Here is a 24,463-nt window from a genome sequence, read left to right as displayed (position 1 = left end):
GCGCCCAATCCTGAAAATTGCCAACATTCAAATTAGGAGGCCAACCTGAATGACTGTGAAACAAGAACTTCTCTACGAAGGCAAAGCGAAAAGAATTTATCAGACCGATGACGAGCATATTTTATATGTTGAATATAAAGACTCAGCTACAGCATTTAACGGCGAAAAGAAAGCTGAAATCGAAGGCAAAGGCAGACTGAACAACGAGATTTCAAGCTTAATCTTTCAAATGCTGCATGAAAAAGGGGTCAACAATCACTTTGTAAAACGCCTCTCTGAAACAGAACAGCTCATTCAAAAGGTACAGATTGTTCCGCTTGAAGTCGTTGTACGAAATGTAGTGGCGGGCAGTATGTCAAAACGCCTTGGCATTCCAGAGGGAACGAAACTGGACACACCTTTGATTGAGTTTTACTACAAAGATGATGCACTCGGCGATCCGCTCATTACAGAAGATCATATTCGCATTTTACATGCAGCCACACCTAAACAGGTAGAGGAAATGAAACAGATCACAAGACAAGTGAATGAAGAATTAAAGCAAATCTTCTCAGACTGTCATGTGAATTTAATTGATTTCAAGCTTGAATTCGGAATAGATCACGAGAATCGTATTTTGCTAGCTGATGAGATTTCACCTGATACGTGCAGGCTTTGGGACAAAGATACAAACGAAAAGCTTGATAAAGACGTGTTCAGACGAAACCTGGGCGGCTTAACGAATGCATACGAAGAAATTTTCAAAAGACTTGGAGGCCATAAACATGTATAAAGTGAAAATTTTTGTCAGCTTAAAAGAGAGCGTTCTTGATCCACAAGGAAGTGCCGTGCAGCACGCTTTGCACAGCATGTCTTATCAGGAAGTAAAGGATGTCCGTATCGGGAAATACATGGAGCTTGTCATTGAAAAATCAGATCGTGATTTAGACACAGTCGTCAAAGAAATGTGCGAAAAATTACTTGCCAACACGGTGATTGAAGATTACCGCTATGAGGTGGAGGAGGTTGTCGCACAGTGAAGTTTGCAGTGATCGTCTTGCCTGGCTCTAACTGTGATATCGACATGTACCATGCGATTCAAGATGAGTTAGGTGAACAAGTTGAATATGTATGGCACGACGAAACGAGTCTTGACGGATTTGACGGTGTACTCGTACCAGGCGGTTTCTCTTATGGGGATTACTTAAGATGTGGTGCGATCGCCCGCTTCTCAAACATCATGCCGGCGGTGAAGAAAGCAGCTGAGGAAGGAAAACCTGTTCTTGGTGTTTGTAACGGGTTCCAAATTCTTCAGGAGCTAGGCATTCTTCCGGGTGCGATGAGACGAAATAAAGACTTGAAGTTTATCTGTCGACCAGTTGAACTCATTGTAGAAAACAACGAAACGCAATTTACAAGCGGTTATCAAAAAGGCGAATCCATTACGATTCCTGTAGCGCACGGTGAAGGCAACTTCTACTGTGATGAAGACACTTTAGCGAAGCTCATTGAACGTGGCCAAATCGCTTTCACTTACGGAGACGATATTAACGGCAGTGTGAATCGAATTGCAGGTGTAACGAATGAAGAGGGCAATGTACTCGGCATGATGCCGCACCCTGAGCGCGCGGTTGATTCATTACTAGGCAGCGCAGACGGACTTAAATTGTTTCAATCTATCGTGAAAAATTGGAGGGACACTCATGTCACTACTGCTTGAACCAAGTCACAAGCAAATTAAAGAAGAGAAATTGTATCAGCAAATGGGATTGAGTGATGAAGAATTCGCTTTAATCGAATCCATTATTGGCAGGTTGCCAAACTACACAGAAACGGGTATTTTTTCTGTCATGTGGTCAGAGCATTGCAGTTATAAAAACTCAAAGCCTGTTTTAAGTAAATTCCCGACAAAAGGAGAGCACGTTCTTCAAGGTCCTGGGGAAGGCGCTGGAATCGTTGATATTGGAGACAATCAAGCGGTTGTATTTAAAATCGAATCACATAACCATCCATCTGCGATTGAACCGTATCAAGGAGCGGCGACAGGTGTCGGCGGAATTATCCGTGATGTATTCTCCATGGGTGCGCGTCCAATTGCTGTATTAAACTCTCTTCGTTTTGGTGAACTGACTTCACCGCGCGTGAAGTACTTGTTTGAAGAAGTAGTGGCAGGGATCGCAGGCTATGGAAACTGTATCGGAATTCCAACAGTCGGCGGAGAGGTTCATTTCGATCAAAGCTATGAAGGCAACCCGCTCGTGAATGCAATGTGTGTTGGACTAATCAACCATGAAGACATCAAAAAAGGGCAGGCCAAAGGTGTTGGCAACACGGTCATGTACGTTGGGGCCAAAACGGGACGTGACGGAATTCACGGTGCAACATTTGCATCTGAGGAATTTTCTGATGAATCAGAAGAAAAACGCTCAGCTGTTCAAGTCGGTGATCCGTTTATGGAAAAACTGCTGCTTGAAGCGTGCCTTGAAGTCATCAAAAACGATGCACTCGTTGGGATTCAGGATATGGGAGCGGCTGGCTTAACAAGCTCAAGTGCGGAAATGGCGAGTAAAGCAGGTTCTGGTATCGAGATGAATCTAGATCTCATCCCGCAGCGTGAAACAGGCATGTCAGCATACGAAATGATGCTGTCTGAATCTCAAGAGAGAATGCTTTTGGTCATTGAAAAAGGCCGTGAACAAGAAATCATTGATATTTTTGAAAAATACGATCTTGAAGCAGTATCAGTCGGTCATGTGACAGACGATAAAATGCTTCGTTTACTCCATCAAGGTGAAGTGGTATGTGAGCTTCCTGTTGACGCTCTTGCAGAAGAAGCGCCGGTTTATCACAAGCCGTCAAGTGAGCCTGCCTACTACCGTGAGTTTTTAGAAACAAAAGTTGAAGCACCTGCTATCACAGATGCAGCCGACACGTTAAAGCAGCTTCTCCAGCAGCCAACAATTGCAAGTAAAGAATGGGTTTATGATCAATATGACTACATGGTTCGGACAAATACAGTCGTTGCACCAGGCTCTGATGCGGGCGTTTTAAGAATCCGTGGAACGAAAAAAGCCCTTGCGATGACAACCGATTGTAACGCACGTTATCTGTACCTTGATCCAGAGGTCGGCGGGAAAATCGCAGTCGCAGAAGCAGCACGTAACATTGTGTGCTCAGGCGCTCGTCCACTTGCAGTAACAGATAACTTAAATTTCGGTAACCCAGAGAAACCAGAAATTTTCTGGCAAATTGAAAAATCTGCTGACGGTATTAGCGAAGCGTGCCGCAAGCTAAGCACACCAGTTATCGGTGGTAACGTCTCTTTATATAACGAATCAAATGGAACAGCCATTTACCCAACACCAGTCATTGGGATGGTTGGTTTGGTTGAAGATACAGCGCATATTACGACACAGTCGTTCCAGCAGGCTGGCGATGTAATTTTCGTGATTGGTGAGACGAAGGAAGAATTCGCAGGCAGTGAGCTTCAAAAGATGACAGAAGGCCGTATTTACGGAAAAGCACCGGAAATTGATTTGGATGTAGAGCTCACGCGTCAGGAAGCCCTTCTTGCTGCGATTCAAAACGGACTTGTTCAATCAGCACACGATGTGTCTGAAGGCGGTCTTGGTGTCGCACTTGCTGAAAGTACATTTGGAACAGACGGTCTTGGCGCTCATATCCAAATGGATTTAAACAGCGAAGCTTCATTATTTAGTGAAACACAGTCACGTTTTGTTGTCACAGTGAAACCAGAGCACCGCGAAGCATTTGCTGTGGCTGTCAAAGATGCGAAAGAAGTTGGAACAGTCACAAATGATGGTGTATTCACCGTCAAAAATCAAGAAGGACAACAATGGATTCATGCAGCGGTCAACGAACTTGAACGTGCATGGAAAGGAGCGATCCCATGCTTGCTGAAATCAGAGGCTTAAACGAAGAGTGTGGCGTCTTTGGGGTTTGGGGACACGAAGAAGCCCCGCAAATCACATATTACGGATTGCATAGTCTTCAGCACCGAGGACAAGAAGGTGCGGGAATCATTGCAACAGATGGTGAAAACCTGACGGCACATAAAGGCCTTGGACTGATTACGGAAGTCTTTCAAAACGGTGAGCTAAAGGATTTGAAAGGTAAAGGAGCAATCGGACACGTTCGGTATGCGACAGCAGGCGGAGGCGGCTTTGAAAATGTGCAGCCCCTCTTCTTCCGCTCGCAAAACAACGGCAGTCTTGCCCTTGCTCATAATGGGAACTTAGTGAATGCAACGCAATTAAAGCAGCAGCTAGAGAACCAGGGGAGTATATTTCAGACATCTTCTGACACTGAAGTGCTCGCTCATTTAATTAAGCGCAGCGGCTATATTGAATTGAAAGAGCAGATAAAAAATGCCCTGTCCATGCTTAAAGGAGCATATGCTTTCTTAATTATGACGGAAACTGAAATGATTGTGGCACTTGATCCGAACGGCTTACGTCCGCTTTCACTTGGTATGCTTGGGGACGCTTATGTCGTTGCTTCTGAAACATGTGCATTTGACGTTGTCGGCGCCACGTATTTACGAGATGTGGAGCCTGGCGAAATGCTGATCATTAATGATGAAGGCCTCAAATCTGAGCGCTTCTCCATGAATATTAACCGCAGCATGTGCAGCATGGAATACATTTATTTCTCAAGACCTGACAGCAATATCAATGGCATCAACGTGCATAGTGCGAGAAAGAACCTTGGCAAAAAGCTTGCTGAGGAAGCACATGTCGAAGCAGATGTTGTGACAGGTGTACCAGATTCGAGTATTTCTGCAGCGATTGGATATGCCGAAGCAACAGGTATTCCATATGAGCTCGGTTTAATTAAAAACCGTTATGTCGGCAGAACCTTTATCCAGCCGTCTCAAGCACTGCGTGAGCAGGGCGTGCGCATGAAGCTGTCTGCTGTGCGCGGGGTCGTCGAAGGAAAGCGTGTCGTGATGGTGGATGATTCCATCGTACGCGGAACAACAAGCCGCCGCATTGTGACGATGCTAAGAGAAGCGGGTGCGACGGAAGTCCATGTCCGCATTAGTTCACCGCCAATTGCACATCCGTGTTTTTATGGAATTGATACGTCCACACATGAAGAGCTGATTGCTTCTTCTCATTCAGTGGAAGAAATTAGACAGGAAATCGGTGCAGACTCCATTGCCTTTTTATCTGTAGACGGTTTAATGGACGGGATTGGCAGAAAGTATGATGATCCGCAGCGCGGTCAATGCTTAGCATGCTTTACTGGGAAATACCCGACTGAAATTTATGAAGATACTGTTCTTCCGCATGTGAAGGAAACAGCACTGACGAAATAATCGAATAAAGGAGCAGCAGTCAAGATGCTTTGATATGCTGCTCTTTCATTCTGCTGAAAATAAATGGAAGAGAAGCAGCTAAAAGGAGTGAATGGGATGTCAGAAGCATATAAAAACGCCGGTGTCGACATCGAAGCAGGATACGAAGCCGTTAAACGAATGAAAACACACGTAGAACGTACAAAAAGAGCAGGCGTCATGGGTGCTCTAGGTGGATTTGGCGGTATGTTTGATTTATCTGAGCTGCCATATAAAAAGCCCGTTCTTGTTTCAGGAACAGATGGTGTCGGAACGAAATTAAAGCTTGCCTTTTTAATGGATCAACACGATACGATCGGTGTCGATGCCGTGGCAATGTGTGTCAACGATGTGCTTGCACAAGGGGCAGAACCGCTCTTTTTCTTAGATTACTTAGCAGTCGGAAAAGCAGATCCTTTGAAAATTGAATCCATTGTCAAAGGTGTGGCTGACGGCTGTGAGCAGTCTGGTTCAGCGCTTGTCGGCGGAGAAACAGCAGAAATGCCGGGTCTTTATACAGAAGATGAATATGATATTGCTGGTTTTTCAGTAGGCGTCGTTGAAAAGGATGAAATCGTGACAGGAGAGAGCATCAAAGAAGGACACTTGCTGATTGGACTCAGCTCAAGCGGAATTCATAGCAATGGGTACTCTCTCGTTCGTAAAGTATTGCTTGAAGACGCTGGTCTTGACCTTCATCAAACGTATGAGCCTTTTACAAGACCGCTTGGAGAAGAGCTTCTTGAACCGACCAAAATTTATGTGAAGCCTGTTCTTAAACAAGTGAAAGCCGGTAAGGTTGACGGTATGGCACATGTGACAGGCGGCGGCTTTATTGAAAATTTACCACGTATGCTGCCTGAAGGGCTTGGCGTTGAGATTGATAACGGCTCATGGCCAGTACCGCCAATTTTCTCCTTTATTCAAGAAAAAGGACAGTTAAAGGCTGAAGAAATGTTCAATGTGTTTAATATGGGCATTGGTTTTGTCTTAGCCGTAAAAGAAGATGACCTTGTCGAAGTGATCAGAGGACTTGAAGAAGACGGAGAGAAAGCTTTTCTCATCGGCCGTGTTCAAAAAGGAGAAGGTGTCACATTCGGCGGTGGAAGCCTCTCATGAAGAAGTTTGCGATCTTCGCCTCTGGAAGCGGGACGAATTTTCAAGCCATTATTGATACATTAAAAAAGGAACAGTGGCAGGCAGAGGCCGCCATTGTGATTTGTGATAAACCGGGGGCAAAGGTGCTGGAGCGTGCTGAGAAAGAGGGCATTCCCTCCTTTGCATTTACCCCGAAGGCTTTTCCGAATAAAGCCGCTTTTGAACAAACGATCATTGAACAGCTTAGGCTGCATGAAGTGGAATGGGTTTTCCTTGCTGGGTATATGAGACTGATTGGTCCGACATTACTTGAAGCATTTAGAGGGAAAATTGTTAATATCCATCCGTCCTTGCTGCCAGCCTTCCCAGGGCTTGATGCCATTGGTCAAGCCTATCAAGCAGGCGTCAAAGTGGCAGGCATCACTGTCCATTTTGTCGATGAAGGCATGGATACAGGTCCGATCATTGACCAAGCGTCGATTTACATCGAACAAGGGGAAGAGCTTAAATCGATTGAAAAAAGAATGCATGAACTAGAACACACACTATATCCAAAAGTGATCAAATCACTTTTAGAATTATCTTAATGAGGTGACGAAGGCATGACGATCAAACGCGCATTAATCAGTGTTTCCGATAAAACGAATCTTGTACCTTTTGTGAAAGAATTAACAGAACTTGGTGTTGAAGTGATTTCAACTGGAGGTACACACAAGCTTCTTCAAGAGAACGGCATTGATGTCATTGGGATTTCAGAAGTCACTGGATTCCCTGAAATCATGGACGGACGACTCAAAACACTTCACCCGAACATTCATGGCGGACTTTTAGCAGTGAGAGAAAACGATGAGCATATGGCACAGATTGAAAAGCATGGCATTCAGCCGATTGATCTAGTTGTCGTGAATCTCTATCCATTCAAAGAGACGATCTCAAAAGACGATGTGACATATGAAGAAGCGATTGAAAACATTGATATTGGCGGACCGGGAATGCTTCGTGCAGCTTCAAAAAACCATCAAGACGTCACAGTGATTGTCGATCCTCGTGATTATGATACAGTCATTCAGCAAATCAAAGAAGGCGGCGTGTCACTAGAGAAAAAGCGTGAGCTTGCTGCAAAGGTATTCCGTCATACGGCTGCTTACGATGCTCTAATTGCGGATTACTTAACGAATTTTGTTGGCGAAACAGAGCCAGAACAGTTCACTGTCACGTTTGAGAAAAAACAATCCCTTCGTTATGGAGAAAACCCGCACCAAGCGGCGACTTTCTATGAAAATGCACTTCCAGCGAAAGGTTCGTTGGCTACTGCAAAGCAATTACATGGAAAAGAGCTTTCCTATAACAATATTAAAGATGCAGATGCAGCACTCCAAATTGTACGAGAATTCACGGAGCCGGCCGCTGTTGCTGTGAAGCATATGAACCCGTGCGGCGTTGGTACAGGAGAAACGATTGCAGAAGCATTTGACCGAGCGTTCAAGGCAGACGAAACTTCTATTTTTGGCGGCATTGTGGCACTTAACCGTGAAGTAGACAAACAAACGGCTGACGTGCTGCATACAATTTTCTTGGAAATTGTCATCGCTCCTTCGTTCAGCCAAGAAGCACTTGACGTGTTAACGTCGAAAAAGAATCTTCGTCTATTAACATTAGATGTAGAAGCGGATCTCGGGAAAAAAGAAAAACAGCTGACAAGTGTCCATGGCGGATTGCTTGTTCAGGATATTGATACGTACGGCTTAGAGGAAGCAACGATCTCTATTCCAACGAAAAGAGAACCAACAGAAGACGAATGGAAAGACTTAAAGCTTGCTTGGAAAGTGGTCAAGCATGTGAAATCAAATGCCATTGTTCTTGCGAAAGATCAAATGACAGCAGGGATCGGCGCTGGACAAATGAACCGTGTCGGCTCAGCGAACATTGCGATTGAGCAAGCAGGTGAAAAGGCAAAAGGAAGCGCACTAGGCTCTGATGCGTTCTTCCCAATGGGCGATACAGTGGAAGCTGCTGCAAAGGCAGGCGTAACAGCGATCATTCAGCCAGGCGGATCTATTCGTGATGAAGAATCGATTCAAAAGGCAGATGAATACGGCATCGCCATGGTCTTCACTGGCGTTAGACATTTCAAACATTAAGGGGATGACAGTGTGAACGTACTAATTATCGGCAGAGGCGGAAGAGAGCATACCATCGCATGGAAAGTGAATCAAAGTGAACTTGTCAGCCAAGTATTTGTCGCACCCGGCAATGATGGAATGACAGATGCTGCGAAGCTTGTACCAATCGACGAAGGCGATCATGAGGCATTAATTCGTTTTGCAAAAGAAAACGAAATCGGCTTAACCATTGTCGGTCCAGAGGTTCCTTTAATCGCAGGTGTCGTTGATGCATTTGAAGAAGCAGGTCTAAAAGTATTTGGACCGAATGCAAAAGCTGCGGTCATTGAAGGCTCAAAGGAATTTGCAAAAGACTTAATGAAAAATTATGATATCCCAACAGCCGCTTATGCTACCTTCACATCGTTTGAAGAAGCGAAGGCATATGTGGAAGAAAAGGGTGCGCCGATTGTGATTAAAGCAGACGGTCTCGCCGCAGGAAAAGGTGTGACAGTCGCGATGACACTTGAAGAGGCGATCGACTGTCTGCATGATTTCTTAGAGGATGAAAAGTTTGGCGATGCCAGTGCATCTGTTGTTATCGAAGAATTTTTAACAGGCGAAGAATTTTCACTCATGGCCTTTGTCAATGGAGAAAAGGTGTACCCAATGGTGATTGCGCAGGATCACAAACGGGCCTTTGAAGATGACAAAGGGCCGAATACAGGCGGAATGGGCGCTTATTCACCAGTTCCGCAAATTCCAGATGAAGTCGTCCAAAAAGCGGTGGAGGACGTCGTCAAACCGGCAGCTCGCGCTATGGTGCAGGAAGGGCGTCCATTTACAGGCATTTTATATGCTGGCTTAATGCTGACACCAGAAGGCTCAAAGGTCATTGAATTCAATGCACGCTTTGGCGACCCTGAAACGCAAGTGGTTCTCCCTCGTCTACAATCAGATCTAGTTCAAGTATTTCTCGATGTTCTTGATGGAAAAGATGTGGACTTACAGTGGAAAGACACTGCGGCTGTCAGTGTGGTTCTTGCATCAGAAGGATACCCAGAAGACTATGCAAAAGGCACACCAATCGGTACCTTGCAAACGACTGTCTCTGATGTCGTGACCTTCCACGCAGGAACAAAAAAAGAAAACAATCAATTCGTCACAAATGGCGGACGTGTAGCGAATGTGACCGCATTTGACGACACATTTGAATCGGCAAGATCAAGAGTGTATGAGGCGGTTGAAGAAATCATACAGCCAGGTCTATTTTATCGCCGTGACATCGGTGCCCGTGCGCTGAAGGCTGCGGGGAAAAACGTTTAATCAAAACACCTTTCTATCTGACGAGATGGAAAGGTGTTTTTTGTTCATGAGAAGGGATGATGCTCGAATATGAAGAAGTAATATGGGATGACGAATTTATGAGGAGGCAGCATGGTCATTCAAGGAATCATTCTATTTGCCATCGTATTACTTATTTTATTTATACTGTTCTCAAATCTCATCATGTATGAAGCGAGAAAGCAAAACAAAGCCAAAAAAGGCTCAGCCATTAGGTATATGATCATGTCGATTTTTTCTGGTATCGTCATTGTTTCATGTTCCATTTGGATTTTTTTATTAGCTGATTTATAAGAGAGGATGAGTATATGGTGCAATTGAAGGAACTTGCGAACGAGCGTTTTTCTGCCTCGATCTGTATGGATTCATTTAATGAGCGAATCCGTTTGGATGACTATAGCGGCAGGGTGCGGGATGTGATTCAGTCGGTTCTTCAGGAAGCGGCGGACTGTAAGGCTTCTAAGGTCATTGTGAAAGTCAGGCGTGAGCATATGTCTCTTTTTTTAGAAAAAGGCTTTCGGCTTGAAGGCGTGTTTTCTCATTATTTTCTTGGAAGTGATGCGTACGGCATGTCTCTCTTTCTGACGGAGGATCGGATGAACAGCCCGTATTGGCTGAAGGAAGATGAAATTGTTGCGTCTATTCAAGAAAAGCCTCTCAAAAAAGATCAAGGCACGTGGCAGGATGAGTATGTGATGAGGAAAGCGGATACGCAGGATATTCACAAGCTGGCAAAGCTCTATGATACCGTTTTTGAAACGTATCCTACGCCAATGAATGAGCCAGATTACATCCAAAAGGTGATGGAGGAAGGGACCGTCTTTTATGCCGTTGAACATGACGGTCACATTGTGAGTGCAGCATCCGCTGAAATCAATGAGCCGTATGGTCATGCGGAATTAACAGATTGTGCGACCCTTCCATCATACAGAAAACTAGGATTCATGCATCATTTGATTCTAGCACTCGAAAAAGAACTTCAATCCATGCACATCTATGTCTTTTATTCTCTCGCACGTGCACTGTCTTATGGAATGAACCAAGTGTTTTATCAGCTCGGCTATACGTATACCGGGCGTTTCCAAAACAACTGCTATATTTTTGACAAAATTGAAGATATGAATCTATGGGTGAAAACGCCGAATGAATCATGAAATGGTTCTCATCTGATCAAGCAGACCAGATAGGCGGTACGCCATGATACTGAGCTGCAGCTTCATCCGATCATCCGTGGATTTGAGGCTGCAGCCTGTTCTCGTTTCAATTTGTTTCAGCCGGTAGCTTAATGTATGTCTGTGAATAAACAATTCTCCCGCAGATTTTTGAATATTTTCATTGTGGGCCAAATACACTTCGAGTGTATGGATCAGGTCAGCTCCCTGTTTTTTCGTATAAAGCAAAGGACTTAACAGCTCCACGTAAAAGTCATGCAAATTCATACCCGCTTCATTCATTTCAAGAAGCATCCCGTATAAGCCGAGCTTCTGATAATGAATGATGCATTCGTCGGTCTTTAAAAGCGGAAGAAGCCTTGCTGCATACTGTGCTTCCTTCGCGCTTTTTGCAAAGAGACCAATCTGGTCATAGGCTCTCCCAATGCCAATCACGATCGGATGGACGGGAAAAAAATAAGACCAAGTGCTCCGGCACTCTTCTGCTGCGCGATACCACTCCGCTTCTTGAAACGCTTTTTTTCCTGCGGGGGTAAGAACAAAAATGGAATCGAGCCTTGTCTTAAGTAAAAAAGGAATATGTCTGCGTTCAAATATCGACGTGAGCAATTGAGATAGGCGCTGCATCATTTGGTGATCGAGCTGTGTGTGCTGATGCTGAAATTGAAAGTAGATGACCACCTGCTCATCGCTCATATCATATTGCAGCTTTGTTGCTTGTTCGATGACATAGCTTTCTTCTGTGTATTGCTGCTGCAAAATATCATCTAACAAATGACCTTGCATTTGGTTTTCTGTATCTTGAATGGCTTTTTGCTTCAGCCATTCAATCGCATACACGGCTCCGGCATGCTCGATGGCAATCGCGTCGAGATGATGCCACGCATCCTTTCTCTTCAAAGACACAATAAACCCGAAAATATCACCCATTGCAATCACCGGACATGCAGCAAGGACAAACGCACCGCACGTGTCATAAACGAGCCGTCCTTTCTCCTCAGCCTGCTTGAGAAGAGGCGTCGTTTCGATTGGTTCATGATCTGTCAGAAAGCCAAAAGCAGGAGAGTACGTCACTTCATCTTTTATGAGGTGAGATGCTGTTTGGTGTAAAAAAACATCAAGCACAACGATGTTTGCCGAAGTGAGATGTGCCAGCTCATCTGTAATTTGTGTGACATTTTTATTGCTGACATTTAAATGAGTCAGTCTTTGGTGAATGGCTGAAGAATATTTAAGCTGGTGGAGCTGGCTGCTGACGATTTGCTCTAGAACGGCTTTTGTAATGTCTGAGAAGTTGACATGTGAAGGAATCTCGATGAGTGGAATGCCGCTGTTTTTGGCAGCTTCAATCAGTGATGCAGGAATTTCCGTTAAGTACACGCCTTTATAAATGGCAATGGCGGATAGACGATCAGATTGAATCAGTTCTTCAAGCCGGGCGCGCCTTTCCCTATTGTCTGCAAGCCCAAAGCCGGTTGTGACAAGCAGCTCTCCTTCTGAAAGCCTGGAAGTATCTTCGATAATTTCCACGATGGTCACCCACTGAATGAGGCGGTCCAGTCCATTTTCTCCAGCAAGTAGCTTTGTTTCCTTCATGATATCGAGCGAGAGTGCATCTTTGACGAGAATCGCCATAGACTCATGACCTCCTTTTGAACACTCTTATACACGATGTATAAAAAATACGTGTGAAATTCGGGCATGTGGCGAATGGAGGATGACTGCCCTCTTGATTAAGCTAATCTTATAACAAGTATACAAAATTTTCTTGCGATTCATGAAAAAAGAAAGATGCAGCTGCTGACGAGAGAGGGAGGAATGACAAAGTGGAGACCCGGGATTACTTAATCAAACCAATGTTGAATCAGCATTATCCTGTGGCTGTGAAAGGAGAGGGGATTTATTTATATGATCGGGACGGGAAAAAATATTTAGACGGCTCATCTGGTGCTGTCACGGCAAGTATTGGACATGGCATAAGAGACATCATTGATGCCATGACAGAGCAAGCGAAAAAGGTGAGCTTTACGTACAGATCACAATTCACAAATGAACCAGCAGAAGAACTTGCCTATGAATTGAGTACACTCTGCCCAGGGAACCTGAACTGGTCTTTTTTTGTCGGAAGCGGATCAGAGGCAACAGAGACCGCCATGAAAATTGCCATTCAGCATTGGCAGGAGCAGGGGAAGGCTGAGAAGAATCACATCATCTCAAGATGGATGAGTTATCACGGCATCACACTTGGTGCGCTGTCGATGTCAGGACATATTGCAAGGAGAGAGCGCTTTGAACCACTGCTCGAAAAACACCCGGTGCTGTCTCCGCCATATAGCTACCGTTCATGGCTGCCAAAGGAAGATAGCAAGCAGGTCGAATGGTATGTCCAGGAATTTAAAACCGTCATTCAGCGTATAGGAAAAGAGAGGATTGCGGCTTTTATTGCAGAGCCGATTGTTGGAGCAGCGGGCGCGGCACTTGTACCGCCAGATGGATATTTTGAGGCGATGAAGCGAGTTTGTGAGGAAAACGATATTTTAATGATTGCAGATGAAGTCATGACAGGCTTTGGACGAACTGGGAAAATGTTTGCCATGGAACATTGGGGCGTCGTACCAGATATTATGGTACTCGGAAAAGGCATGAGCGCCGGCTATTCACCAATTGCGGCAGCTGTCTCAGCGGATCATGTGATTGCACCGATTCTCAGCGGTTCGGGCTCTGTGATGGCAGGCCACACATATAGCGGCAATCCGCTTTCAGCAGCCGTCTCACTGGCTGTCATTCGATATATGAAAAAACACCAGCTTTCAGAACGGGCTGATTTGTCTGGCCGATATTTAATGAATGCATTAAAGGATTTGCAATCAAAACATTCCATTATAGGAGATGTGAGAGGAAAGGGACTGCTCATTGGCATTGAGTTTGTCGCAGACCGATTATCAAAAACACCATTTCCTGCCCATGCTCAAATAACGCATTTAGTTGTGGAGACGGCCAAGCAGAATGGGTTGCTTGTTTACCCAGCAAACGCTGGAGAGGATGGCGTAGGAGGTGCAGCAATCATGATCGCACCGCCGCTTTCCATCACGCAGCAGGAGATGGATGAACTCATTCATTTATTCGGGCAGACAATGACGCAGGTTGAACAAGAAGTCATCAATCGAGGGTTTTTCCCATCTGCGATGTAGGGAGGAAAGATAATGGACAAAACAGCGAACTTTGATGAAGTCATCACGCATTTTAGAGACGGAATGACTATCATGTTTGGCGGGTTTGGCGGTGTGGGCTCACCGCCATCATTGATCGATGCCATCCTAGAAGCCAATATCAAAGACCTGATATTGATCGGAAACGATGCAGGCTTCCCGCAAATTGGTATTGGCAGGCTGATCACAGAAGGAAGAGTGAAGAAAATCATTGCTTCACATATTGGCTCTAATCCAATTGCCGGGCAGAAAATGCAGGCGGGTACACTAGACGTTCTTTTTTACCCGCAGGGCATCCTAGCGGAAAAGATCAGGGCAGGCGGTATGGGTTTAGCGGGCATTGTGACAGATGTCGGCATGGATAGCCTCAATCTTGATGAGAAACAATTGGTTCCGCTAGGTGGAAAGAAGTATATTCTTGAGCCTGCACTGACTGCGGATATTGCAATTGTGAATGCCCTCAAAGCAGATGAAGCAGGGAACCTGATTTTTGATAAAAGTGCACGGAATACAAACCCGATTGTGGCGATGGCAGGAGACTGGACCATTGCAGAAGTAGAAGAGATTGTGCCTGTGGGCAGGCTTCATCCAGAGGAAATTGTGACGCCAGGCGTATTTGTGAACCAGATCGTGCAATCAAAAGGAGTGAACTGGACATGGGCATGGGAGACATCGATTTAAGACACCGCATAGCGAAACGTGCGGCACAGGAAATTGAAGATGGGATGATCGTCAATCTTGGGATCGGCATCCCAACCCTTGCAGCTGAATACATCCCAGCACATTACGAGGTGTGGCTGCATGCAGAAAACGGCATTATGGGAGCAGGCGCTTCACCAGCACGAGGGGAAGAAGATCCGAATTTGTGCAATGCCGGAGGTTTCCCTATTACATTAACAAAAGGCGGCTCATATATGGACAGCACAACCGCTTTTGGCATCATTCGCAAAGGGATGCTGGATATGACGATTTTAGGTGCACTTGAAGTCAGCAGTCAGGGGGATCTTGCGAATTGGATTGTACCGGGTAAACGAGTACCGGGTATGGGCGGAGCGATTGAACTCGCGCAAAAAGCGAAAAAGGTAGTGGTCGTGATGAGCCACCTTGATAAACACGGACAATCTAAGATAAAAGCCGCCTGCACGCTACCTTTAACAGCTAAGTCTTGTGTGGATCTGATTATTACAGATATGGCAGTCATTGAGGTCAAATCACAGCTGCTCATTTTGCGTGAAGTCATGCCGCCGTTTCAGCCGGAAGATGTCATGAGGGCGACAGAGGCGCCGCTCATTTTAGCGCCTGATGTCAAATCTGTTGTGTAGAAAGGATGACTGACTTGCAGCCAACCACACGTATCAGAAACTGGATGAAAGAGCATAAGGAGGAAGCCGTAACGCTTCTTCAGCAAATGGTGCAATGTGACAGCACACAAGGGAATGAGCAAGAAGTACAGCAAATCGTAGCAAATAAACTTTCTGCCATTGGCTTTGATGTCGACATATGGGACATTGGCGGAGATGACTTGCTGAACCACCCGTATTTTTATTCCCCAAGGCGTTCTTTTAAAGGAAGTCCTAATGTCGCCGGACGATTGAAAGGAAAAGGCGGCGGCAAATCTATTTTATTAAATGGGCATGTGGATGTTGTCCCAGCAGGAGATCACAAACAATGGACATATCCGCCCTACAGCGGGCATATCATAAACGGGAGACTTTATGGACGCGGGGCAACAGATATGAAAGGTGGAAACGTTTCTTTACTCTTTGCACTTGAGGCACTGCATGCACTTCAGATTCCGCTGAAGGGAGATGTCGTGTTTCATAGTGTTGTTGAAGAAGAGAGCGGCGGTGCAGGCACCCTTGCAGCCATACAGAGAGGATATACAGCAGATGCAGCCATCATTCCAGAGCCAAGTCATATGAAAATCTTTCCGATTCAGCAAGGATCTAAATGGTTCAGACTGCATATTAAAGGAAGGGCTGCTCATGGAGGAACAAGATATCACGGCGTTTCTGCTATTGAAAAGAGTACGATTGTCCTTTCACATATAGCAGCACTAGAAGAAGAAAGAAATCAGCGAATCACGGAGCCGCTGTTTCAGCATATTCCAATTCCAATTCCGATCAATATCGGGAAAATTCAAGGCGGTGATTGGCCATCCTCTGTAGCAGACCTTGTCACAATGGAAGGCAGGCTCGGGGTGATGCCGGGTGAGACAGTAGAACAGGCAGAAAAGGAACTAGAAAATTGGATGGCAGAACTCGGAGAAAAAGATGAATGGTTCCAAGAGCATCCTGTTGAGGTCGAATGGTTTGGTGCAAGATGGCTACCGGGTTCAATCGATACGGATCATCCGCTTTTAGGTTTATTGAAGGAACAATATGAAGCGGTCATGAAGCAGCCGCCGAAGATCGAAGCCGCCCCTTGGGGAACTGACGGCGGATTACTGTCACAGGCAGCAGGTATTCCCATTATCGTGTTTGGACCTGGAACAACGGAGCTTGCCCATTTTCCGAATGAATCTATCGACATTGAGCATGTGATAGAAGCAGCAGAAATTATTGCAGGGACAATGGTCGAATGGTGTGAAGCAGCGGAATGAGATGAAAATGATCACAAAAAAAGAAGGCTGCCTTACTCAGCCTTCTCTTTATGTGTGTTTTGCTGCTCACACATATATGTCACTGGACAAAAACGAAGAATGCCAGATCCTAGTTTCATACCGCCAAACATGATGCCCAAAAGCAGCATTTTACTCCATGGTTTTCTAGCATATAAGGATCCAGCTACAGTACATATTGTCATTCCGCAGGCAATTCTAATGAGCGCTTCCATTAAGCCGAGATTAGGTTTCATTGAAGGTGAATCTCCTTTTTTAAATTATTTTAAGTGTGATTTCAAGAAATTGTAACGTTTCATTAATGCGTAACGTGGTTCGTTATGTTACGATAGGGCTAATACAAATGAAGGAGAGTATGTGAATGTCCGAACGTACTTTTAATTGGAGAAATAATGACATCCGCACACAAATCGATGTAGTCGACTCAAAAATAGTTCCAACACTCCTTTTAACGAATGGACTCGTGCTTAACCCGTTTTTGAAGCAATGGGTGAAGGCAAATATTTGGATACATGATGATCGAATTGTTTATGTCGGAGCAGAGCTTCCTCAAAATAAATCAGCTAAACGTGTGATTGATTGTGAAGGGAAATACATTGTGCCTGGGTATATAGAGCCTCACGCGCACCCGTTCCATATTTATAATCCCCAATCACTTGCAGAATATGTGTCTCAATTTGGCACAACAACAATGGTCAGCGATAACTTATTTCTTCTTTTGCAAAGCAATGAAAAGAAAGCGCTTTCCACTCTGTGTGAATTAAAAAAGCAGCCATTTCAGTATTTCTGGTGGTCCAGATACGATCTTCAAACGGAAGTCAGATATGAAGATGAGATGCTGCCTGTCAACTACCGGAAGGAATGGATTGATCATCCTGACGTCCTTCAAGGCGGCGAATTAACAAGCTGGCCAAGATTGATGGACGGTGATGATCTCATTTTATATTGCATGCAAGAAACGAAGAAGCAGAGAAAACGAATTGAAGGGCATTTCCCTGGAGCTTCTGAGAAAACGCTAACAAAAATGAAGCTGTTTGGCGCGGACAGTGATCATGAAGCGATGAATGCGGACGATGTGTTAAAACGCTTGTCCCTTGGCTATCATGTTTCATTGCGGCATTCTTCCATCCGCCCAGATTTAGTGAACATTTTAAGAGAATTGCATGAGCGTGATTTTAGACACTATGACCACTTTTTCTATACAACAGATGGTGCTGCTCCTCACTTTTATGAGGAAGGCATGATTAACCGCTTGATTTCGATCGCCCTTGAAGAAGGCGTGCCGATCATTGATGCGTATAATATGGCGACATTTAACATTGCAAAATACCATCAAATTGATGACTTATTAGGCGTTGTCGGTCCTGGACGGCTGGCTTCTTTGAATATTTTAGATGATCCAATGAACCCAAATCCTGAAACGGTCATATCTAAAGGGATTATCCTCAAATTAGATGGCGAGAACCAGCATCAATTCCAAGAAACAAAATGGGAAAATGGCGGGCTTCTTCCATTAGATTTGGGGTATGATCTGACGATGAGTGATTTGCAATTCTCTATGCCGCTAGGTGTGAAGATGAGAAATGCCGTCATCATGGAGCCTTATACAGTGGAAATTGATAACTCAATCAACCAGCTGTCATGTGACCATGATCAAAGCTTCTTTAGCCTAATTGACCGAAAAGGCGAGTGGCGTGTGAATACGATGCTAAAAGGATTCGCAAACAAAGTGCAAGGCTTTGTCAGCTCATTTTCGCTCACGGGTGACATTTTAGTGATCGGGAAAAATAAAGAGGATATGATGCTGGCACATAAGCGGATGAAAGAAATTGGCGGGGGAATCGTCCTCACAGAGAACGGGAAAATTTTGCATGAAATCCCGCTGCAATTATCAGGCTGTGCATCGGCTGAACCATTTGAGACTGTTCTTCAGCAGGAACAAACATTACGCGAGCTGCTCATTGAGCGCGGCTATCCATTTGACTGCCCAATTGATACACTTGTCTTTTTCCAAAGTACACATTTGCCATATATTCGAGTGACGCCAAGAGGAATATTTGATGTCATGAAAAAAACTGTACTCTTTCCGTCTATAATGCGTTAAAATATAACAGAGTGGAGCTGTATCATCTTTGCCGCATTTCTGACTGCTGTTATAGGGCAGAAGTGAGCTATGGTTCTCTTCACTGCCATGTAAGTGATCATGATCTTATGTGGAGCTGTTGACAAAGCAGAGGGCTTTGACATGACGAATGAAGTACTCTAATTGTAAAATGATTCTGTCGGTTACGCTGACCGGCCAACATATTTTGAATGATCGAGCAAGGCGGGGCGCATATTTGTGGGTCTCGCTGAGCTTTCCGCAAAGTCTATATATTAGGGCAGAAGACCTAACCAAGCAGAAGTCATCTTTATACAGGAAGCAAACAAGTTTGTCAGATTGTCATACAAGGAAAATGACAGAACTTGTCGAATTTGTTTACGATAAAGAAGCTTCGGCTTACGAAAGAACCTGACGGCATTTTCAGCGTAGAACCAAACCTGTCATGATCTGTTCAAAGCTCATTGCTGAGGTTTTAAAAAAATTAGTCAGGAAAGATACCGCTTTCTTAGAAGAAGATCGTGCAAAGCGGTGTGGCAATAGTAAAGGAGAAGATGTATTAAGATGCAAATTGATAAATTAAGGGGCAAAAGTTTAGATCAGTTATTCAACTCCATCTTATCCCTTAAAGACCTGGAAGAATGTTATCGATTCTTTGATGATTTGTGTACCATCAATGAAATCCAATCTTTATCACAGCGTCTTGAAGTAGCACGTATGCTTCGCGAGGGAAACACGTATCATAAAATTGAGACGGAAACAGGTGCAAGCACTGCAACCATCTCACGTGTCAAACGCTGCTTAAACTACGGCAACGATGCCTATACGATGGCACTTGACCGCGTAGCCGAACAGCAGGAAAATAACGAAACAAAATAAAGCAGCTTTCACTGTAAACAATCCTTTTCACGAAAAATGGACTTGTTTGCAGTTTTTTTATGAAAAGCGGGCAGGGACTGATAAATTGTCCCTGTTTTTTTAATTTAGCTCGTCCATAAACCATCTTTCTCATTCATAGGAGATGTCATCTTCGTTTGAGATGATTTTCTTAAACTCTACTGTTTGCTAACTTTATACGAAAATGTTAATAAAAAAAGGTGCGTTTCAGCACCTTTTCAAGCTAGACAGATGGCTGTGTGCCTGAGAACATCGGCACTTCGCTTGTCTCGCCATTCTCTTGTCTAAAAATAATATGTTTTTCATTAAAATGAATAGGCGATTCTATTCCCGCAGCTGCGGATAAGTTAAACAAACCTTCTCTAAGAGACAGGATATAATTGCACACTCGGTATTTTTTTTCTTCAATTGATAAACCCTTTTGCAGCTTTGGATCAGTTGTGGCGACCCCGACTGGGCATTTATTCGTGTGGCAGACTTGGGCGCGAATGCATCCGACTGAAAACATGAGACCTCTAGCAATATTCACAAAGTCAGCTCCCATTGAAAGGGCAATCGCAATTTTATCAGGCGAGAGAAGCTTGCCAGAAGCAAAGAGCTTCACCTGATCTCTGACACCGTATTCTTTCAAAATTTGATGAACCATAGGGAGTGCCGTGAAAATTGGCAGCCCTGCGGAATCCGCCAATTCATGAAAGGATGCCCCTGTACCGCCTTCTCCGCCATCAACTGTAATGAAATCAGGGTGTTTCCCGCTTTTTTTCATATAGCTGGCAAGCTCTTCAATATTTTCTTTATGCCCGACAACAAGTTTGATTCCAACTGGCTTTCCGCCTATACTCCGCAGCTCCTCAATGAAATCAAACATGTCAGGAATGGAGTGGAACATCTCAAAGCGGTTTGGGCTGTCAATGGATTGGTGAGGCGGTAATTTACGGATATTCGCAATTTCTTCCGTTACTTTTTCGCCGTCAATATGACCGCCGCGTGTTTTTGCTCCTTGTGCCAGCTTGAGTTCAAAGGCTTTGACTTCCTCATGCTCGCTTTTTTTCTTGAATTCTTCAAAGGAAAATGCGCCATCCTCTGTTCTAACGCCAAATAAACCGGGCCCAATCTGACAAATGATATCTGCGCCGCCTTTGAGGTGATAAGGAGAAAGCCCGCCTTCACCTGTGTTCATCCACGTACCGCCGGCCATTTTTAATCCTGAGGATAAAGCTGTAATAGCCCTGTCGCCTAAGGAGCCGTAGCTCATAGCGGATTGACCGATCAGTCCTTTCACATGGAAAGGCTTTTGACATGTGTGTTCGCCAATGACTTGTACATCCTCTTGATGGAGAAAATAAGGATTTGCTTCGACTTCTTTGAAATGTTCACTTCTTCGCAGTAAATTGTCTTGATCAATTTGATACACTTTCGTTTTGATTTTTTCAGATTGATCGATTCGTAGTTCATCTCGCTGCTTTGGAAACAGGACGTTTCGAATGTAATAGCCTGGCTTGTCAAAATCACGTTTTGATCCAAAGCCCATCGTCCGGCTTTTGTACTTTCCTGACATGACCGCCTGCTCGTATTCTCTTCTTGAGAAGGGCAGCTCCTCTCGGTCATTCAGAAACAGATATTGGCGAAGCTCAGGTCCTATTTTTTCAAAGATAAACCGCAGCTTTCCAATGACCGGATAATTTCGTAGAACTGAATGTTCTTCTTGTTTTTCATCCCTCATCCAAATCCAGATCAATAGAATGATTGGGATGATCAAAAAAATGATTAGCAATGTGCCGATGATCATTAAGGTTGTGGTCATGAAGATCCCCTCTTTTCTCTTTCATTGCTGTTGTTATTCCACTTTTCATAAAAAGAGAAACCACATCAACATATTGTGACGTTTAGAAATGAAAAGGCGGGGTAACTTACAAATAAGATCATAAGGGGAGGGAACATACATGAATAAGCGTCCAAATGCGTATGTACTTGCAGGATTAGGGGTTGGAGGAGCTGTGTTATTAGCGGTAAAAAATAAACAGCATCTGAAAAAATGGGCAAGCATGTTCCGGTCAGATGAAAAGGTTCCTGAAAAAGCCGGCCACCCAGATCCATTAGATATCCAAGACAACAAGATGGTCGACGAAGGGGCCATGACATCCGTCCATTATTTTAATGAAGCGAGACAATAGTTTGAAAAAAACCGTTTTGAAAGATCAAAACGGTTTTTTCTTGTGGTGTTATAGCGAAGAGGATCGACAATGGTAAAACCGATCAGCCTTTTGTGATCAGGTGTCGAGAATTGGGATTCAACGCCTGACAGATGATAGGTTGAGAGAACTTCCTGATCCGTCAAACGTAAAGAAAGATGATCCTCATAAACCGGAGCGTTCCGCAGCACTTCGGATTCTTCTGCAAATAACTCCAATCCAGCCACTCGGTCCTCTTTATCGATATCTACATTGATACATTCATTGACATCTAATTCAATGGTTTCTTTGATTTTCAAACGCTCCGATTGCGGGGTGATATAGATGTATCCGATATCTATACTTTGTTCATATGTAATTGTTCTTTTCAATGGGGTCACCTGCTTCATTTTACTGTTAAACGAATACGTTAGCTAATTAACGAGATTTGAAATTATGAATGGGTATCGAAGGTAAATTAAAGAATATCAATTATTATAATAAACTAAAATTAAGAACATAGCAGGATGTGCAACGAATGTATCTTTGTATATACTTTAAAGGGATAAATTAACTATATTGGAGATGAATGATAAATGGCGGATTTGTATTTTTTTGAAAAAATGTCTGAACTGAGCCATATAGTACTTGTGTTGTGCGCATATGCTTTTTATTGGAGACTTAAGAAAACTAGAAATGAGAGGAAGCTCACTAATTTTGAACTTTTTCTAAAATATTTTATTTTATTTGGAGTATTAACTTGGGGAATCTCATTTGTGATTTTAACAGTCTCATAATTCTTGCGAAAAAAGTCGAATTAACACTATTTATGTAAAAACAAATTATTTCTACCTTAAAACGAAAACTAAACTAAAACTATATGTTATTATCAAAAATAACCATAAAATCAAATTTATGGTTATTTGGTTATTTTAAAGAAAAGGGGAGTTTGTACATTGATCAAAAAATTATTTGTATTCACACTGGCTTTATTACTTTCTATTGCAACAATAGTGCCAGTAGCATCAGCTGAAAATTCAGTAAATCCTGAGGCTGGATTGAAAGGATTAACAAAAGAACAAATTGAAAAATCTGTAGCTGAAATAGAGTATATCTTTACTAAAATTCTAGTATTTGATGATGAAGCAGGTTATGTTGTTAACGAAAAGGAATTAGAAAAAGCTTCATACCCAGTTTATCAAAAAGAAGGCATGATCGCTTTTGCGAACTATATGAATCAACAAAAAGGTATTGCTACTACACAAAAAAACACTGTTCAACGTTGTCTTGAAGATGCTCTTGGTATTACTAAGGGGGCTTTAAATCAGGTTCAAAAGGCTATTGAAAAAGGTGAATGGTTAAGTGTTCTAGGGTTTCTAACTTTAACTGGAATTGCGGTATCACCTCCAGTATTATTTGGCTTTTTCTTGCTATGTGGTGCACCAACAGCACAAGTTGCTCCACTTGAAAAATAAAAAAACTATGTTCATTTAATAAAAAAGCAGATGCTTAGCATCTGCTTTTTTGTTTCTAAATCTTTAAATCACGCCACCCATTTTCAAAAGAATGAAACTTTTAACTGAAGGAGGTTACCCATTTTTTGCGGTCACTGATTTTGTTATAATATTTAAATGGAATGAAACGAATGGAGGAACGTTTTTCATGTATGATGTTACCGAGTGGAAGCATGTCTTTAAACTCGATCCAAATAAAGAAATTTCCGATGAACAGCTAGAAGCGATTTGCGAATCTGGGACGGATGCCATATTGATTGGCGGAAGTGATCATGTGACAGAGGACAACGTGCTTCAATTGATGTCAAAGGTCCGCCGCTTTCTAGTGCCATGTGTGCTCGAAATCTCCACACATGAGATGATTGTGCCGGGCTTTGATCTGTATTTCATCCCGACTGTCTTAAACAGTACTCACCCTGACTGGATTGTCGGGCTTCATAAGGACGCGATGAAGGAATTCGGTGATTTGATGTCAATGGAAGAGATTGTGCCTGAAGGTTATGTCATCTTAAATGAAGATTGTAAAGCGGCCAAGCTCACAGAGGCAAATACAGCGCTGGATATCGATGACGTCAGAGCATATGCAAGAGTGGCAGAGCATTTGATGAAGCTGCCCATTTTTTATCTGGAATACAGCGGAACGCTTGGAGACATAGAGCTTGTCAAAGAAACAAAAGCAGTGCTTGATGAAACAGTTCTTTTTTATGGCGGCGGCATCGAGAACGCTAAGCAGGCAAAAGACTTCTCGCAGCATGCAGACGTCGTGGTTGTAGGAAACGTCATTTATGACAATTTCAAAGAAGCATTAAAGACAGTGGATGCAGTCAAAAAGTCATCATAGTCAAATAAGACGAAACGGGTTAAAATAGAACATAAGTTCGAATTGGCGGTGAATGG

Annotated in this window: 24 protein-coding genes; 20 read left to right on the top strand and 4 right to left on the bottom strand. The window is 43.7% G+C overall.

Features of this window, described 5'->3' with window-relative positions; genetic code table 11:
- The first annotated feature begins 49 nt into the window (after window positions 1–49).
- The 11 genes from purC to ablB all read left to right on the top strand — a co-directional run bounded on the left by purC (window position 50) and on the right by ablB (window position 11,036).
- Window positions 50–772 (top strand): phosphoribosylaminoimidazolesuccinocarboxamide synthase, encoded by a 723-nt coding sequence (gene purC, locus AC20OE_RS15595; RefSeq protein ID WP_487268979.1) that lies wholly within the window; start codon window positions 50–52, stop codon window positions 770–772.
- Window positions 765–1,019, top strand: a complete 255-nt coding sequence (gene purS / locus AC20OE_RS15590) for a phosphoribosylformylglycinamidine synthase subunit PurS (protein ID WP_003214349.1) — start codon at window positions 765–767, stop codon at window positions 1,017–1,019. The genes purC and purS overlap by 8 nt, the downstream gene beginning before the upstream one ends.
- Window positions 1,016–1,699, top strand: coding sequence for a phosphoribosylformylglycinamidine synthase subunit PurQ (gene purQ / locus AC20OE_RS15585; protein WP_024424510.1), 684 nt, complete (start codon window positions 1,016–1,018; stop codon window positions 1,697–1,699). The genes purS and purQ overlap by 4 nt, the downstream gene beginning before the upstream one ends.
- On the top strand, window positions 1,683–3,914 hold the full coding sequence (gene purL, locus AC20OE_RS15580) for a phosphoribosylformylglycinamidine synthase subunit PurL (protein ID WP_487268978.1): 2,232 nt from the start codon (window positions 1,683–1,685) through the stop codon (window positions 3,912–3,914). The genes purQ and purL overlap by 17 nt, the downstream gene beginning before the upstream one ends.
- On the top strand, window positions 3,890–5,320 hold the full coding sequence (gene purF, locus AC20OE_RS15575; protein ID WP_039183010.1) for an amidophosphoribosyltransferase: 1,431 nt from the start codon (window positions 3,890–3,892) through the stop codon (window positions 5,318–5,320). Before purL ends, purF begins: the two co-directional genes overlap by 25 nt.
- 96 nt (window positions 5,321–5,416) lie before the next feature.
- The gene (purM, locus tag AC20OE_RS15570; RefSeq protein ID WP_039176942.1) at window positions 5,417–6,457 is read left to right on the top strand and encodes a phosphoribosylformylglycinamidine cyclo-ligase; all 1,041 of its coding nucleotides are present in this window, start codon (window positions 5,417–5,419) and stop codon (window positions 6,455–6,457) included.
- Window positions 6,454–7,023 (top strand): phosphoribosylglycinamide formyltransferase, encoded by a 570-nt coding sequence (purN, locus tag AC20OE_RS15565; RefSeq protein WP_039176945.1) that lies wholly within the window; start codon window positions 6,454–6,456, stop codon window positions 7,021–7,023. The genes purM and purN overlap by 4 nt, the downstream gene beginning before the upstream one ends.
- Before the next feature lie 15 nt (window positions 7,024–7,038).
- On the top strand, window positions 7,039–8,577 hold the full coding sequence (gene purH, locus AC20OE_RS15560) for a bifunctional phosphoribosylaminoimidazolecarboxamide formyltransferase/IMP cyclohydrolase (protein WP_039176947.1): 1,539 nt from the start codon (window positions 7,039–7,041) through the stop codon (window positions 8,575–8,577).
- Between the two features lie 12 nt (window positions 8,578–8,589).
- Window positions 8,590–9,864, top strand: a complete 1,275-nt coding sequence (purD, locus tag AC20OE_RS15555) for a phosphoribosylamine--glycine ligase (RefSeq protein WP_338594190.1) — start codon at window positions 8,590–8,592, stop codon at window positions 9,862–9,864.
- A 111-nt stretch (window positions 9,865–9,975) separates the two neighbouring features.
- Window positions 9,976–10,176: a hypothetical protein gene (locus tag AC20OE_RS15550; protein ID WP_144495399.1), complete on the top strand. Its 201-nt coding sequence runs from the start codon at window positions 9,976–9,978 to the stop codon at window positions 10,174–10,176.
- Between the two features lie 14 nt (window positions 10,177–10,190).
- On the top strand, window positions 10,191–11,036 hold the full coding sequence (gene ablB, locus AC20OE_RS15545; protein WP_251181382.1) for a putative beta-lysine N-acetyltransferase: 846 nt from the start codon (window positions 10,191–10,193) through the stop codon (window positions 11,034–11,036).
- Here the strand turns inward: ablB and AC20OE_RS15540 are convergent.
- The gene (locus AC20OE_RS15540) at window positions 11,031–12,689 is read right to left on the bottom strand and encodes a PucR family transcriptional regulator (RefSeq protein WP_107164015.1); all 1,659 of its coding nucleotides are present in this window, start codon (window positions 12,687–12,689) and stop codon (window positions 11,031–11,033) included. The genes ablB and AC20OE_RS15540 overlap by 6 nt on opposite strands.
- 191 nt (window positions 12,690–12,880) lie before the next feature.
- Here AC20OE_RS15540 and AC20OE_RS15535 point away from each other — a divergent pair, with 191 nt between their 5' ends.
- The 4 genes from AC20OE_RS15535 to AC20OE_RS15520 are packed head-to-tail and all read left to right on the top strand — an operon-like array spanning window position 12,881 to window position 16,865.
- Window positions 12,881–14,245, top strand: coding sequence for an aspartate aminotransferase family protein (locus tag AC20OE_RS15535; protein ID WP_487268977.1), 1,365 nt, complete (start codon window positions 12,881–12,883; stop codon window positions 14,243–14,245).
- 12 nt (window positions 14,246–14,257) lie between these two features.
- Window positions 14,258–14,944: a CoA transferase subunit A gene (locus tag AC20OE_RS15530; protein WP_487268976.1), complete on the top strand. Its 687-nt coding sequence runs from the start codon at window positions 14,258–14,260 to the stop codon at window positions 14,942–14,944.
- Window positions 14,920–15,585, top strand: a complete 666-nt coding sequence (locus AC20OE_RS15525; RefSeq protein WP_047202795.1) for a 3-oxoacid CoA-transferase subunit B — start codon at window positions 14,920–14,922, stop codon at window positions 15,583–15,585. Before AC20OE_RS15530 ends, AC20OE_RS15525 begins: the two co-directional genes overlap by 25 nt.
- Before the next feature lie 14 nt (window positions 15,586–15,599).
- Window positions 15,600–16,865 carry a peptidase gene (locus tag AC20OE_RS15520; protein WP_458209734.1) on the top strand — a complete coding sequence of 422 codons (1,266 nt, stop codon included), beginning with the start codon at window positions 15,600–15,602 and terminating at the stop codon, window positions 16,863–16,865.
- Window positions 16,866–16,897: 32 nt separating this feature from the next.
- Here AC20OE_RS15520 and AC20OE_RS15515 read toward each other — a convergent pair whose 3' ends face one another.
- Window positions 16,898–17,119 carry a YgaP family membrane protein gene (locus AC20OE_RS15515; protein ID WP_247544680.1) on the bottom strand — a complete coding sequence of 74 codons (222 nt, stop codon included), beginning with the start codon at window positions 17,117–17,119 and terminating at the stop codon, window positions 16,898–16,900.
- A 125-nt stretch (window positions 17,120–17,244) separates the two neighbouring features.
- Here AC20OE_RS15515 and AC20OE_RS15510 point away from each other — a divergent pair, with 125 nt between their 5' ends.
- On the top strand, window positions 17,245–18,987 hold the full coding sequence (locus AC20OE_RS15510; RefSeq protein ID WP_487268975.1) for an adenine deaminase C-terminal domain-containing protein: 1,743 nt from the start codon (window positions 17,245–17,247) through the stop codon (window positions 18,985–18,987).
- A gap of 561 nt (window positions 18,988–19,548) precedes the next feature.
- On the top strand, window positions 19,549–19,863 hold the full coding sequence (locus AC20OE_RS15505) for a YerC/YecD family TrpR-related protein (protein WP_024424524.1): 315 nt from the start codon (window positions 19,549–19,551) through the stop codon (window positions 19,861–19,863).
- Window positions 19,864–20,104: 241 nt separating this feature from the next.
- On the opposite strand, the gene AC20OE_RS15500 is transcribed toward AC20OE_RS15505, so the two are convergent.
- Window positions 20,105–21,685: an FMN-binding glutamate synthase family protein gene (locus tag AC20OE_RS15500; RefSeq protein ID WP_041087101.1), complete on the bottom strand. Its 1,581-nt coding sequence runs from the start codon at window positions 21,683–21,685 to the stop codon at window positions 20,105–20,107.
- 139 nt (window positions 21,686–21,824) lie between these two features.
- Between AC20OE_RS15500 and AC20OE_RS15495 the strand changes: the two genes are divergently transcribed.
- Window positions 21,825–22,055 carry a hypothetical protein gene (locus AC20OE_RS15495; protein WP_039176971.1) on the top strand — a complete coding sequence of 77 codons (231 nt, stop codon included), beginning with the start codon at window positions 21,825–21,827 and terminating at the stop codon, window positions 22,053–22,055.
- Here AC20OE_RS15495 and AC20OE_RS15490 read toward each other — a convergent pair.
- Window positions 22,031–22,444, bottom strand: a complete 414-nt coding sequence (locus tag AC20OE_RS15490; protein ID WP_487268974.1) for a DUF2283 domain-containing protein — start codon at window positions 22,442–22,444, stop codon at window positions 22,031–22,033. The two genes, AC20OE_RS15495 and AC20OE_RS15490, sit on opposite strands and share 25 nt — an antisense overlap.
- A gap of 564 nt (window positions 22,445–23,008) precedes the next feature.
- On the opposite strand from AC20OE_RS15490, the gene AC20OE_RS15485 reads away from it, so the two are divergent.
- Window positions 23,009–23,527 (top strand): hypothetical protein, encoded by a 519-nt coding sequence (locus tag AC20OE_RS15485; RefSeq protein WP_058837836.1) that lies wholly within the window; start codon window positions 23,009–23,011, stop codon window positions 23,525–23,527.
- A gap of 187 nt (window positions 23,528–23,714) precedes the next feature.
- Complete coding sequence (pcrB, locus tag AC20OE_RS15480; RefSeq protein ID WP_039176977.1) at window positions 23,715–24,407, top strand: heptaprenylglyceryl phosphate synthase; 693 nt, start codon at window positions 23,715–23,717, stop codon at window positions 24,405–24,407.
- Window positions 24,408–24,463: the final 56 nt, after the last annotated feature.

It is taken from the genome of Bacillus sp. SRI_025 (genome assembly GCF_057592095.1).
This window is presented reverse-complemented; position numbering and strand designations above follow the sequence as displayed.